Source organism: Kocuria turfanensis, from assembly GCF_001580365.1.
GTDB classification, from domain to species: Bacteria; Actinomycetota; Actinomycetes; order Actinomycetales; family Micrococcaceae; genus Kocuria; species Kocuria turfanensis.
In genome coordinates, this window is record NZ_CP014480.1 from 2,427,232 (window position 1) to 2,440,762 (window position 13,531).

12 protein-coding genes and 1 pseudogene are annotated in these 13,531 nt (G+C 73.4%); 11 read left to right on the forward strand and 2 right to left on the reverse strand.

What is annotated here, in order from left to right; translation table 11 throughout:
• Nucleotides 1-33 precede the first annotated feature (33 nt).
• A complete protein-coding gene (locus AYX06_RS11225; RefSeq protein ID WP_062737021.1) occupies nt 34-1,422 on the reverse strand; it encodes an aldehyde dehydrogenase family protein in 1,389 nt (462 codons plus the stop codon).
• Between the two features lie 247 nt (nt 1,423-1,669).
• Between AYX06_RS11225 and AYX06_RS11230 the strand changes: the two are divergent.
• The 11 genes and pseudogenes from AYX06_RS11230 to AYX06_RS11275 all read left to right on the forward strand — a co-directional run bounded on the left by AYX06_RS11230 (nt 1,670) and on the right by AYX06_RS11275 (nt 13,092).
• Nucleotides 1,670-3,269, forward strand: a pseudogene (locus AYX06_RS11230) (GMC family oxidoreductase).
• Nucleotides 3,270-3,424: 155 nt separating this feature from the next.
• The gene (locus AYX06_RS11235) at nt 3,425-4,300 is read left to right on the forward strand and encodes an alpha/beta hydrolase (protein ID WP_062735833.1); all 876 of its coding nucleotides are present in this window, start codon (nt 3,425-3,427) and stop codon (nt 4,298-4,300) included.
• A gap of 60 nt (nt 4,301-4,360) precedes the next feature.
• Nucleotides 4,361-4,861: a GNAT family N-acetyltransferase gene (locus AYX06_RS11240; RefSeq protein WP_062735834.1), complete on the forward strand. Its 501-nt coding sequence runs from the start codon at nt 4,361-4,363 to the stop codon at nt 4,859-4,861.
• 154 nt (nt 4,862-5,015) lie between these two features.
• Complete coding sequence (locus AYX06_RS11245; protein ID WP_198161395.1) at nt 5,016-6,107, forward strand: NAD(P)-binding domain-containing protein; 1,092 nt, start codon at nt 5,016-5,018, stop codon at nt 6,105-6,107.
• Between the two features lie 79 nt (nt 6,108-6,186).
• On the forward strand, nt 6,187-6,762 hold the full coding sequence (locus tag AYX06_RS11250) for an NADPH-dependent FMN reductase (protein ID WP_062735836.1): 576 nt from the start codon (nt 6,187-6,189) through the stop codon (nt 6,760-6,762).
• Nucleotides 6,763-6,816: 54 nt separating this feature from the next.
• Nucleotides 6,817-6,957, forward strand: a complete 141-nt coding sequence (locus tag AYX06_RS19795; protein ID WP_157093460.1) for a hypothetical protein — start codon at nt 6,817-6,819, stop codon at nt 6,955-6,957.
• Nucleotides 6,958-7,284: 327 nt separating this feature from the next.
• A complete protein-coding gene (locus AYX06_RS11255; protein ID WP_371860080.1) occupies nt 7,285-8,622 on the forward strand; it encodes an ABC transporter substrate-binding protein in 1,338 nt (445 codons plus the stop codon).
• A 3-nt stretch (nt 8,623-8,625) separates the two neighbouring features.
• Nucleotides 8,626-9,618: a carbohydrate ABC transporter permease gene (locus AYX06_RS11260; protein WP_062735838.1), complete on the forward strand. Its 993-nt coding sequence runs from the start codon at nt 8,626-8,628 to the stop codon at nt 9,616-9,618.
• Entirely contained in the window at nt 9,615-10,556 is a 942-nt protein-coding gene (locus tag AYX06_RS11265; RefSeq protein WP_062735839.1) for a carbohydrate ABC transporter permease, read from the forward strand. Before AYX06_RS11260 ends, AYX06_RS11265 begins: the two co-directional genes overlap by 4 nt.
• Entirely contained in the window at nt 10,553-12,022 is a 1,470-nt protein-coding gene (locus AYX06_RS11270; protein WP_062735840.1) for a GH1 family beta-glucosidase, read from the forward strand. The genes AYX06_RS11265 and AYX06_RS11270 overlap by 4 nt, the downstream gene beginning before the upstream one ends.
• Nucleotides 12,022-13,092, forward strand: coding sequence for a LacI family DNA-binding transcriptional regulator (locus tag AYX06_RS11275; RefSeq protein ID WP_062737022.1), 1,071 nt, complete (start codon nt 12,022-12,024; stop codon nt 13,090-13,092). Before AYX06_RS11270 ends, AYX06_RS11275 begins: the two co-directional genes overlap by 1 nt.
• A gap of 95 nt (nt 13,093-13,187) precedes the next feature.
• On the opposite strand, the gene AYX06_RS11280 is transcribed toward AYX06_RS11275, so the two are convergent.
• Nucleotides 13,188-13,472, reverse strand: a complete 285-nt coding sequence (locus tag AYX06_RS11280; RefSeq protein ID WP_147017770.1) for a hypothetical protein — start codon at nt 13,470-13,472, stop codon at nt 13,188-13,190.
• Between the last annotated feature and the right edge of the window lie 59 nt (nt 13,473-13,531).

Here is a 13,531-nt window from a genome sequence, read left to right on the forward strand (position 1 = left end):
GAGCGTCTCCGGCTCCCCGCCGGGCGGGCCCGCTCAGGAGGCGATGACCTTCGGCACGCCCAGGGCCTTGAGGCCCTCCACGCCGAACTCCACGCCGAACCCGGAGCTCTTGATCCCGCCGAAGGGCATCCGGGGATCGACGGCGCCGTGCTTGTTGATCCACACGGTGCCCGCCTGGAGCCGGGCGGCGACCTCCCGCGCCCGGTCCGGGTCCGAACCCCACACCGAGGCCCCGAGACCGACGTCCAGGCGGTTGGCCATGCGCACGGCCTCGTCGACCGAGGAGTACTTCACGATCGGCAGGGCCGGGCCGAACTGCTCCTCGGTCACCAGTGGGTTGTCGTCGTCGACGTCGGCCACGAGCGTGGTGGGGTAGAAGTACCCCGGCTGCGCCGCGGCCGGCTCCCCGCCGATCAGCACCCGGCCGCCACCGGCCCGGGCCTGCTCCACGAGGTCGGCGACGATCTCGAACTGCGCCCGGTTCTGCAGGGGACCGAGGACGTTGCGCTCGTCCCGCCCCTGGCCCATCGGCATGGCCGCCGCGACCCGGGTGAGGGCCTCGCACACGGCGTCGTGGACGTCCTCGTGGACGTAGAGGCGCTTGAGCGCGGCACAGGTCTGGCCCGTGTTGATGAACGCGCCCCAGAACAGGTCCTCGGCGATGGCCTCGGGGTCCGCGTCCGGGAGCACGATGCCGGCGTCGTTGCCGCCCAGCTCCAGGGTGAGCCGGGTCAGGGAGCCGGCGGCCGAACGCATGATCGCCTTGCCCGTGGCGGTCGAGCCGGTGAACATCAGCTTGTCCACGCCCGGGTGCTCCGACAGCGCCTCGCCGACCTCCCGGCCCCCCGCCACCACGGTGAGCACGCCCTCGGGCAGCACCTGGTTGAGCACGTGGGCGAGCCCGAGCACGGACAGCGGGGTGTACTCGGAGGGCTTGGCCACCACGGTGTTGCCCATCCGCAGGGCCGGGGCGAGCTGCCAGACCGAGATCATCATCGGCCAGTTCCACGGGCTGATGGCCCCGACGACGCCGATCGGCTCGTAGCTGAGCACGGCCCGGCCGGACTCGTCGTCGAACAGCGTCTCGGGCTCCAGCGGCAGCGCCGCCGTCGCACGCAGCCAGGCCACCGCGCCGCCGACCTCGAACAGGGCGTTCGGCCCGTTCTGCACGGGCTTGCCCTGCTCGCGCGAGAGCAGCTCCGCGAGCGCGGCGGCGTTGGCCTCGACGGCGTCGGCTGCCCGGAGCAGCAGGGCCGCGCGCTCGGCGTCCGGGACGGCGGCCCACTCCGGCTGCTTCCGGCGGGCCCCCTCCAGGGCCCGGTCGAGGTCCTCGACCGTGGACTCCGGGGCCCGGCCGACCAGCTCCCCGGTGGCCGGGTCGAGGATCTCCCGGCCGGCCGGGTCGGTGACGGCCGCCAGCAGCTCGTCGAGGCCGAGGACGGCCGGGACGTCGGCCGGGGCGTCGGTCGTGGCGGCGGGGGTGGTGGTCACGGTGGCTCCTTCGGAAGGACGGGTGCGGTGCTGCCCCCATGGTGACCCGGGACACACCCGGTCGGCTTGACCGTGCGAGCACGGCTGTTGACCCACAGCGCGGATTCCCGCGCTGTGGGTCAAGGGTCCTGCGCGCCGGGACAACCCGCCGCGACGTGCCCCGGATCACACTGGGGCCATGCGCAACGAGACCGCCAAGACCTACGTCGTCGTGGGCGCCGGCACCGCCGGCAGCATCCTGACCCGCCGCCTCCTGGACGCCGGCCACGAGGTGATCCTCCTGGAGGCCGGGGGGCACGGACCTCAACCCGGCCATCCACCAGGTGTCCCGCCTGGGCGAGCTGTGGCACTCGCCGGAGGACTGGGACTACTTCACCGTGCCCCAGCGGCACGCGGACGGCCGGGTGATCCACTGGCCGCGCGGACGCGTGCTCGGCGGCTCCCACGCCCTCAACGCCACGATCTGGGTGCGCGGCGCCGCCCAGGACTACGACGCCTGGGCGGCGGACGGCTGCCCAGGATGGGGGTGGGAGGACGTGCTGCCCTGGTTCCGGGCGCTCGAGACCTACGTCCCGCCCGCCGGGACGGCCCCCGGCGACAGCCGCGGCACCGACGGGCCGGTGCCCGTGGTGCAGGACTACCCGCTCAACCCGGTGTTCGCCTCGATCGTCGAGGCGGCCGAGCAGGTGGGCGTGCCCTACAACGAGGACTACAACGGCGGCACGCTGGACGGGGTCTCCCAGCAGCAGATCAACGTCCGGGACGGGCGGCGGTTCAACACCTGGATGGCCTACGTCAAGCCGGTGGAGGAGCACCCGCGGCTGAACCTGCGCACCGGAGTGCTCCTGCAGCGGGTGCTCGTCGAGGACGGACGCGCGGTCGGCGTGGCCGTGGTGCCCCTCGCCGCCCCGGACGGTGCGCCCGAGGAGATCCGCGCCGACGAGGTCGTCCTGTGCGCCGGGGCGCTCGACTCGCCGAAGATCCTCCTGCGCTCGGGCATCGGCCCCGCCGCACACCTCACCGACGTCGGCGTCCCCGTGGTCCACGACCTCCCCGGGGTGGGGGCGAACCTGCACGACCACCTGCTGGCCCCGGTCATCGCCGAGGCCACGGCCCGGACGATCGAGCACCCCGAGTCCGACTGGTCGGTCACCCAGACCCACCTGTTCTGGCGCTCCCGCCCGGACCTGGACGCCCCCGACACCCAGCCGATCCACTTCTCCGTCCCGATGTACGACGAGGGCATGGAGGGGCCGATGAACGCGTTCACGCTGCACGCCGGACTGGTCCGCCCCCGGTCCCGCGGCACCGTGCGCCTCACCGGGCCGGGCGTGTCCGACCCCGTGGCGCTCGACCCGAACATCTTCGACGACCCGCGCGACCGCGAGGCCCTGCTCGCCTCCCTGCGCCAGGCCCGCGAGATGGTGCGCACCCGCCCCCTCGCGCAGGACTGGGGCGCCGAGGAGCTCTACCCCGGCCCCGAGGTGCGCACCGAGGAGGAGGAGGTCGCCTACCTCCACCGGTTCGTGACCACCTACCACCACCAGGTCGGCACCTGCCGGATGGGCACCGGCCCGGACGCGGTGGTCTCCCCGGAGGACCTGCGCGTGCACGGCATCGACGGCCTGCGGGTGGTGGACGCCTCGGTGATGCCGCGGGTGCCCAGCGGCAACACCAACGCGCCCACGGCGATGATCGCCGAGCGCGCCGCGTCCCTCATCACCGGCGGCAGCACCACCCTGGCCGCCACGGCGGCCGCCGCGGGCGCCGAGGACTGACGGCCGGCGGACCGGAGCCGCCGCGCCGGCGTCCCCGGTCCGGGCCGGCGCGCCTACACTGGCCGCGACTGGCCGCCCGGACGCCGAGGGCGGCCCCGCCGACGCGGCGGTGCCGCGCCGAGGGAGTGGGCCGCGGGGCCCGGGAGGGACGATCGATGAGCCTGCGGATGGACCTGACCGCCCGGGCGGTGGCCGTGCGCGCCCGCCTCAGCCCGTTCCGGGAGCTGGACCAGCTGCGGGGCCGGCCCTATCCGGAGCCCGCGGCGGTGCCGAAGGACCTGCGGCGCTCGCACGAGCTCACCCGCGAGGAGGTGGCCGGGCGCCCGGTGCTGCGCCTGACCCCGCGCGCCGGCGCGGACGGGTCCCACCTGATCTACCTGCACGGCGGGGCGTTCGTGAACCCGCTGCTGCCGGCGCACTGGTGGATCATCCGCGAGGTCGTCAAGGGCACGGGCACCACGGTCACGGTGCCCCTCTACCGGCTCGCCCCGGAGGGCTGCGCGGACGAGGGCTACGAGTTCCTCGCCGCGGCCTGGTCCGACCTCGTGGCCCGGCCCTCCGTGGACCGGATCGTCGTGGCGGGGGACTCCGCCGGCGGGTGCCTGGCGATCGGGCTGGCCATGCTGCTGCGCGACACCGGGCTGCGGGCCCCCGACCACGTCGTCGGCTTCTCCCCGGCCCTGGACGTCACCGCGACCCACCCGGCCGTGCGCGAGATCGACCCGCACGACCCGATGCTGAGCACGGACGAGGTCGTCCCGCTGTGCCAGGCCTGGGCCGGGGACCGCTCGCTGACCGACCCCCTGGTCAGCCCCGTCCACGGCAACGTGGACGGCCTGCCGCCGGTGCACCTCGTGCAGGGCGGACGGGACATCCTCGCCGCCGACGCCCTCGGCTTCGCCCGGGCCCTGCAGCGCGCCGGCAACCCCGGTCGGCTGCTCTACGAGCCCGGCGCCTTCCACGTCTACGTGGGCGCGTGGTGGACCCCCGAGGCCCAGCGGGCCATCCGGCACGTGCGCTCGCTGCTCTGATCGCCGGCCGCCGGATCCGTCCCGGCGTCCGGACCGGGCCGGTGCGGTAGTCTGCCGGTCATGTCGCAGATCCGGAAGGCCCGCCAGGAGGACGTGCCCGCCATCCTCGGGATGGTGCGGGACCTGGCCGTGTACGAGCGCGAGCCCGACGCGGTGCGGATGACCGAGCAGCAGCTGGCGGAGGCGCTGTTCGGGGCGCACCCGGCCGTCTTCGCCCACGTCGTGGAGGACGAGGGCCGCCTGCAGGGCTTCGCCCTGTGGTTCCGCACCTTCTCCACCTGGGAGGGCGTGCACGGCATCCACCTCGAGGACCTCTACGTGCGCCCCGAGGCCCGCGGCGCCGGCCACGGCAAGGCGCTCCTGCAGGCCCTGGCCCGGCACGCGGTGGCGCAGGGCTGGGCGCGGGTCGAGTGGAGCGTGCTGAACTGGAACGAGCCGTCGATCGGCTTCTACCGCAGCCTCGGCGCGCTGCCCCAGGACGAGTGGTCCGTCTTCCGGCTCACCGGGGACGCCCTGCACCGGGTCGGCGCCGCGCGGGAGCACCAGCCCGACCGCGCCTGAGCGCCCCGCACGTCCTCCGGGGCGCTGCGGTCGACCCGACGGCGGCACCCCGGTGCGTGCCGCCGCGGCCGGGCCACCGCCTCGTCGGTCCGGAATAGCGCACGACCGCCCGGCGTTCCCTTTTTTCAGTGATATGTCAACGAATGGGGGCGTCGTGCTGAAGGTCGTGGTCGTCGGAGCCGGGCAGGCAGGGCTGTCCGCGGCCCACCACCTGCGCCGCCGCGGACTGGTGCCCGAGGAGGACTTCGTGGTCCTCGACGCCAACCCCGGGCCCGGGGGAGCGTGGCGGCACCGCTGGCCCTCGCTGACCTTCGGCGGGGCCCACGGCATCCACGACCTGCCCGGGATGCCCCTGGGGGTCCCCGATCCGGCCGAGCCCGCCTCCGCCGTGGTCACCCGCTACTACGGCGAGTACGAGCGCCGCTTCGAGCTGCCCGTGCACCGTCCCGTGGCCGTGCGCCGGGTGGAGTCCGTCTCCGACGGCGGGCCGCTCGACGTGGTCACGGACACCGGGACCTGGCGGACGCAGCTGCTGATCAACGGCACCGGCACGTGGGACCGCCCGCACTGGCCGTACTACCCCGGCCGGGAGCTCTTCCGGGGGCGGCAGCTGCACACCCACGACTTCCGCTCCGCACAGAAGTTCCGCGGCCGGCACGTCGTGGTCGTGGGCGGGGGCACCTCCGCCGTGCAGTTCCTGCTGCAGCTGGACGCGGCCGGCGCCACGACCACGTGGGTCACCCGCCGCCCGCCGCAGTTCACGCCGCGCCCCTTCGACGCCGAGTGGGGCCGGGACGTGGAGCGCCGGGTCGACGCGCGGACCCGGGCGGGGCTGCCCACGCAGAGCGTGGTCTCGGCCACCGGCCTGCCTCTCACTCCGCAGTACCGGGCCGGGATCGAGGCCGGGGTCCTGGTCTCGGCCGGTCCGCTGCGGGAGATCACCGCCGAAGGGGTCCGCCTGGCCGACGGCCGGGAGATCCGCGCCGACGCGATTCTCTGGGCCACCGGCTTCCGGCCCGCCCTCGACCACCTCGCCCCGCTCGGGCTGCGCGAGCCCGGCGGCGGAATCCGGACGGACGGGGTGCGGGTGCTCGCCGACCCGCGCGTGCTGCTCGTCGGCTACGGGGCCTCCGCCTCGACCCTTGGCGCAACCCGGGCGGGACGGGCCGCCGCGCGGGAGGCCGTGCGGGGGCTGGGCGCGGGGACGTCCGGGCCCCGGGCACTCGTGCCCACCGCCCGCAGCTGAGCCACCCCGCGCCATTGACCCACGCCACACCATTGACCCACCGCACACCATTGACCCACCGCAGGCAGGAGGAACCGTCATGGTCCGCATCGGCATCATCCTCGGCAGCACCCGTCCCAACCGCAACGGGGAGGCCGTGGCGCACTGGGTGCTTACCCACGCCGCCCCCCGCGACGACGCGCACTTCGAGCTCCTCGACCTGCGCGAGCACGACCTGCCGCACCTGGACGAGCCCGTGCCGCCCTCGGCGGGCCGGTACCAGCACGAGCACACGCGACGGTGGGCCGCCACGATCGACGGCTTCGACGGCTTCGTCGTCGTCACCCCCGAGTACAACCACGGCCCTCCCGGAGTGCTGAAGAACGCCTTCGACCACCTCTACGCCGAGTGGAGCAACAAGGCCGTGGGCTTCGTCTCCTACGGCTCCGCCGGCGGGGTGCGCGCCGTGGAGCAGCTGCGGCAGGTCGCCGGGGAGCTCCAGCTGGCCGACGTGCGCCAGCAGGTCGCCCTGTCCCTGCGCACCGACTTCGAGCACTACAGCACCTTCGCCCCGGCGGAGCACCACCTGCGCGCGCTGTCCACGATGCTGGACCAGGTGATCGCCTGGTCCGCCGCGCTCGCGCCGCTGCGTGCTCCGGCCGGCGGGGCCGGATGAGCGCGGCGTCGTCGTAGGCTGAGCACATCCAGCCGTCCCGACGAAGGAGCACCCGTGAGCGACCAGCCGACTTCCAGCCCCGACCCGATCGAGGACGCGGCCAAGATCGACGACGCCGACATGACCACCGAGATGACCCCGGTGCCGCACGAGCACGGCGACGCCAAGAACGAGGACTCCGACCCGGAGGGCTGATCCCGCACCACTGATCCCGCACGGCCGCCGGTCCGCGCGGCCACCCGGGGACGCCCCCGGAGAGCAGCAGCTCTCCGGGGGCGTCCCCGCGTCCACGGGGTGTTGAGGGCCTCGCCGTGGGAACGCTCTCATGCAATCTTCCGGCGACGTGTGTCGCATGTTCCCTGGGTTGGCAGCATTGTCCGCTCCGGAAAGGGCGGGCGGGTGCTTGACAATGTGGTGTGAATCACGCACGGTGAGCACACGGGTGAGAGCGCTCCCACAGAGCGGGCGCCGCTGTCGACCGCCGAGCACCGGCCTGCGGAGAGCAGGCCCGGTGCCGTGCGGATGCCGGCAGGAACCGTCCCGTTGACGACGAAGGAGTCACCTGTGCGCAGCAGAGCACGATTCACCGCCCTCTCGGCCGCAGCCGCCTGCCTGGCCCTGACCATGACCGGCTGCGGAGCCGGGGCGGCCTCGGAGAACGCCGGGGTGGACGGCGAGACCGGCACCGAGGACGTGACCCTCACGGTCGCCACGTTCAACGAGTTCGGCTACGAGGAGCTGTTCGAGCAGTACGAGTCCGAGAACCCGAACGTGACCATCGAGCACAAGAAGGCCGCGACCTCCAACGAGGCCCGCGACAACCTCACCACCCGCCTGGCCGCGGGCTCGGGACTGTCCGACATCGAGGCCATCGAGGTGGACTGGCTGCCCGAGCTGATGGAGTATCCCGACCAGTTCGCCGATCTGACGGACCCCGCGGTCGAGGGGCGCTGGCTGGACTGGAAGACCGAGGCGGCCACCACGACCGACGGCCGGCTGATCGGCTACGGCACCGACTCCGGCCCGGAGGCGGTCTGCTACCGCGCGGACCTCTTCGAGGAGGCCGGACTGCCGAGCGACCGCGAGGAGGTCGCCGAGCTGCTCAGCGGGGACTGGGAGAACTACTTCTCGGTGGGCCGGGACTTCGTGGCCCAGAACGACGACGTGGCCTGGTACGACTCGGCCGGGGCCACCTACCAGGGCATGATCAACCAGGTGCAGAACGCCTACGAGACGGAGGACGGCACGGTCGTCGCCACCGAGAACCCCGAGGTGAAGGCCATCTACGAGCAGGTCCTGGCCGCCTCCACCGAGGACGACCTCTCGGCGCACCTGGGCCAGTGGAGCGACGACTGGGCCGCCGGGTTCCAGTCCGACGCCTTCGCGACCATGCTGTGCCCGGGCTGGATGCTCGGCATCATCGAGGGCAACGCCGCCGGCGTCGAGGGCTGGGACATCGCCAACGTCTTCCCCGGCGGCGGGGGCAACTGGGGCGGGTCCTACCTGACGGTGCCCACCCAGGGGGAGCACCAGGCCGAGGCGAAGAAGCTGGCCGACTGGCTGACCGCCCCGGAGCAGCAGGTGCAGGCCTTCACCGCCAAGGGCAACTTCCCGAGCCAGGTCGAGGCGCTGGAGAGCGACGAGCTGCTGAGCCAGACGAACCCGTTCTTCGCCGACGCGCCCTCGGGGGAGATCTTCGCCGAGCGCGCCCAGGCCGTGGAGGTCACCCCGTTCAAGGGGCCGAAGTACTTCCCGATCAACGACGCCATGCAGCAGGCGCTGACCCGGGTGGACGTGGACCGCACCGACGACGCCGCCTCCTCGTGGGAGAAGTTCGTCGCCGCGGTGAACGCGCTCTGACCCATGGCTGTCACCGACCGGGTCCGACCCGCGCCCCCCGTCCGGCAGCGCCGGCCGGAACGGCCCCCCAGGGCCGTCCGGCGCCTGGCGTTCTCCCAGAGGCTGTCCCGGTGGGACGTGAAGCTCTCGCCCTACCTGTACATCTCGCCGTTCTTCGTCCTGTTCGCCCTCACCGGGCTGTTCCCGCTGCTCTACACCGCGTGGGTGTCCCTGCACGACTGGGACTTCATCGGCGGGCAGGGCACGTTCACCGGCCTGGAGAACTACCAGTTCGTCCTCGCCCAGCCGTTCTTCTGGAACGCCCTGGGGAACACGTTCAGCATCTTCGTGCTCTCCTCGGTGCCGCAGGTGCTCCTGGCCCTCACCATCGCCGCGGCGCTGGACGCGAACCTGCGCGCCAGGACCTTCTGGCGGATGGGCGTGCTCGTGCCCTTCGTGGTGGCGCCGGTGGCGGTCGGGCTGATCTTCAACAACCTCTACGCGGACCAGTTCGGCCTGGTCAACGAGGTGCTGCGGGGCGTGGGGCTGGGCCCCGTCCGGTGGCACTCCGACCCCCTGGCCAGCCACTTCGCCATCGCCACGATGGTGAACTTCCGCTGGACCGGCTACAACGCGCTGATCTTCCTCGCGGCCATGCAGGCGATCCCGCGCGATCTCTACGAGGCGGCGACCATCGACGGCGCCGGGCGGGTGCGCCAGTTCCTGTCCATCACCGTGCCCATGCTCCGGCCCACCATCATCTTCGTGGTCATCACCGCCACCATCGGCGGGCTGCAGATCTTCGACGAGGCCCGGGTCTTCGACCAGTACGGCCTGGGCGGGGCGGACCGGCAGTGGCAGACCCTGACCATGTACATCTGGGAGCTGGGCTGGGGCCAGCGCGACTTCGGGAGGGCCTCGGCCGTCGCCTGGCTGCTGTTCCTGCTGATCGTGCTGATCTCCCTGGCCAACTTCCTCATCACCCGGCGGATCGCCCACCAGGGAGGCCGAAAATGACCACCTCTTCCTCGAACGCGCCGCTCGAGCGCATCGCGGGCGGCGACGCCGTGCGCGGCGCGGCCCGTGGCCTCCGCGGACGGGGCCTGCGCGGACGCAGCCGGCGCCCCGGCCCGGGAGGCGGGCTGCGCCGGCCCGGGTTCCTCACCTACGGCTTCCTGGGCGCGGTGGTGCTGGGCGCCGTCTTCCCGCTGTACTGGTCCCTGCTGGTCGGCAGCCACGACAGCACCGTGCTGAGCCGGGGCGTGCCGCTGGTGCCGGGCGGGAACTTCCTGGCCAACGCCGCGCAGGTCATGGACAGCATCCCGTTCTGGAAGGCCATGGGCAACAGCGTCCTGGTCTCCACGGTCACCGCGGCGTCGGTCGTGCTGTTCTCCACGCTCGCCGGGTTCGCCTTCGCCAAGCTCCGCTTCCGGGGCAGCAAGGCGCTGCTGGTCTTCGTCATCGCGACCATGGCCGTGCCCACGCAGCTCGGCGTGGTCCCCCTGTTCATCGTCATGGCGAAGTTCGGGTGGACCGGGTCCCTCTGGGCCGTGATCGTGCCCGGCGTCGTGACGGCCTTCGGGGTGTTCTGGATGACCCAGTACCTGCGGGACGCGCTGCCGGACGAGCTCATCGAGGCCGTCCGGATGGACGGCGCCTCGATGATCCAGGCGTTCTGGCACATCGGCCTGCCCGCCGCCCGGCCGGCGGCCGCGATGCTGGCGCTGTTCACCTTCGTGGCCACGTGGACCAACTTCTTCTGGCCGTTCATCGTGCTGGATCCCTCCAACCCCACCCTCCCGGTGGCCCTGCAGCTGCTCCAGTCCGCGCACTTCGTGGACTACTCGGTCGTCCTGACCGGAGCAGTGCTGTCCACCGTCCCGCTGCTGCTGCTCTTCGTGGTGGCGGGACGCCAACTCGTGTCCGGAATCATGCAAGGAGCAGTCAAAGGATGAGCACCACACCACTGTCGTTCCCCGACCACTTCGTCTGGGGCGCGGCCACCGCCGCCTACCAGATCGAGGGCGCCGCCCACGAGGACGGCCGGCAGGACTCCATCTGGGACGTCTTCGCCCGCGTCCCCGGGGCCGTGGCCGACGCCCACAACGGGGACGTCGCCTGCGACCACTACCACCGGTCCGCGGAGGACGTGGCCCTGATGCAGGAGCTGAACCTGCAGGCCTACCGCTTCTCGACGTCGTGGGCCCGGTGCGTGCCGGACGGCGTCACGCCCAACCCCGAGGGCATCGCGTTCTACTCCCGCCTGGTCGACCAGCTCCTCGCGGCGGGGATCCAGCCGTGGCTCACCCTCTACCACTGGGACCTCCCGCAGGCGCTGGAGGACCGGGGCGGCTGGGCGAACCGGGAGACCGCCCACCGGTTCGCGGAGTACGCGGCCGTCATGCACGAGGCCCTCGGGGACCGCGTGCGGATCTGGACCACCCTCAACGAGCCGTGGTGCTCGGCCTTCCTCGGGTACGCGGCCGGAGTGCACGCCCCGGGCCGGCAGGAGCCCCGGGCGGCGCTCGCCGCGGCTCACCACCTGCTGCTCGGGCACGGCCTGGCCGTGCAGGAGCTGCGGCGGCGCGATCCGGAGGCCACCCTGGGGATCACCCTGAACCTCACGGTGCCCGATCCGCTGGACCCGGCCAGCGCCACGGACCGCGATGCGGCCCGCCGCATCGACGGGCAGTTCAACCGCATCTTCCTGGACCCCCTGTTCCGGGGGGAGTACCCGGCCGACGTCCTCGAGGACGTGCGCCACCTCGGCCTGGCCGACCACGTGCAGGAGGGCGATCTCGCCCGCATCGCCGCACCGCTCGACGTGCTGGGCATCAACTACTACCACGGGGAGGCCGTGACCACGGCCGCGCCGGACGCCCCCTCCGCGCCGGAGGGCCACGCGCCGCTGAGCCGTCCCGTCTCCTCCCCGTACGTCGCGGCCGACCGCGTGCAGTCCGTGCCGCGGGGCCTGCCGGTCACCGGGATGGGCTGGGAGGTGCAGCCCGAGGGGCTGCGCCGGCTGCTGAACCGGGTGCAGGAGGAGTACACCGGTCCCGCCGGCATCCCCGTGTTCGTCACGGAGAACGGCGCCGCCTACGACGACGCCCCCGACGCCTCGGGCTTCGTGGACGACCAGGACCGGCTGCGCTTCTTCGACGCCCACCTGCGGGCCGTCAAGGACGCCATCGACGACGGCGTGGACGTGCGCGGATACCTGGCCTGGTCCCTCATGGACAACTTCGAGTGGGCGTGGGGCTATCACCAGCGGTTCGGCCTGGTCCGGGTGGACTACGGGACCCAGCACCGCACCCCCAAGGCCAGTGCCCGGTGGTACGCCTCCGTGGCCGCGGCCAACGCGGTCCCGGCGGGGCCCTCCCAGGAGCCCGGGACACTGAAGGGTGTCGTATCGTCTGGATGATGAACACTGAGCGGATCCGGCCGGGCCACGCCGGCACAGGGCGGTCCAACCCCACCCTGGAGGACATCGCCACGGCGGCGGGCGTGTCCCGGTCGACCGCCTCGCGCGCCATCAACGGCGGTGACCGGGTGAGCCCGCAGGCGCAGGCGGCCGTGGACGCCGCCGTCGTGGAGCTCGGCTACACGCCCAACCGCGCCGCCCGGAGCCTGGTCACCCGTCGCACCTCCTCGATCGCCCTGGTCATCCCGGAGCCGGACATCCGGATCATGGCGGACCCGTTCTTCGCCGTGATCATCACGGGCATCACCGACGCCCTCCGGGAGACCGACGTGCAGCTGGTCCTGCTCATGTCCCGCAACGGGGACGACTCCGGGCGGGTGCTGCGGTACCTGCGCGGCGGGCACGTGGACGGCGCCATCGTGGTCTCCCACCACCGGGACGATCCGTGGACGACGTCCCTGCCGGGGACCGGGCTGCCCACCGTGTTCATCGGCCGCCCCTGGGAGGCCCGGCCCGGCGTTCCCTACGTGGACACCGACAACTACCAGGGCGGCCGGCTGGCCGCCCAGCACCTCGCCGCCGGCGGCCGCACGCGGGTGGGCACGGTCGCCGGCCCGGCGGACATGACCGCGGCGGCCGACCGGCTCGCCGGGTGGCGTGAGGGGCTGCGCGAGGCCGGCCTGGCCGAGGGGACGGTGGTGCACGCGGACTTCACCACCGTCGGCGGCCAGGAGGCCGCGCTGCGGCTCTTCGAGGAGGCCCCGGAGCTCGACGGCGTCTTCGCGGCCTCGGACCTCATGGCTCTCGGGGTCCTCGAGGCCGTGCGCCGGCGCGGCCGCTCGGTGCCCGAGGACGTCGCGGTGGTCGGCTACGACAACCACGCGCTCTCGGCCACCGCCGTCCCGCCGCTGACCACCGTCACCCAGCCGATGTCGGCCATGGCCGCCACGGCGTGCCGGATCCTGCTGGAGGAGATCGACTCCCCGGGGGCCCGGCCGGCGCCCTTCATCTACCCGGCGGAGCTGGTCGTGCGGGAGAGCAGCGGGGGGAGGCGGCTCTCCGCGCCCTGAGCGCCCACCGGAGGCACGGGGTCCTCCCGCCCGCACGGCCCACGGACGGGAGGTGGGCGGTCAGGCCTCGGCCGGGGATCTTCCCGGGCGCCCGGTCAGGCCGCCGTGCCGAAGGCGGCGGCGCGGAGACCGGACAGGTGCGGCGCGTGCTCGGCCAGCTCCTGGAGGTAGCCCAGCTCGGCGAGGTCGTGCAGGGCGGTGTCGAGCTGCTCGGGGGTGAGCTGGGCGTCGCGGGCCACGGCGTCGAGCGAGGGGGCCTCCTCGGCCGTGACGTGCTCGGTCAGGGCGTCGAGGACGACCACGGCGTCGACGCTCACGTGCTCGTCGTGGATGGCTTCGGCGAGCAGCCGCTCAGCCGCGTAGAGGCTGGCGGCGAACATGTGGGGAAGTGGGGTCTGCATCGTGGACATCACGGTTGCAACAATAATCCGCCTCCATG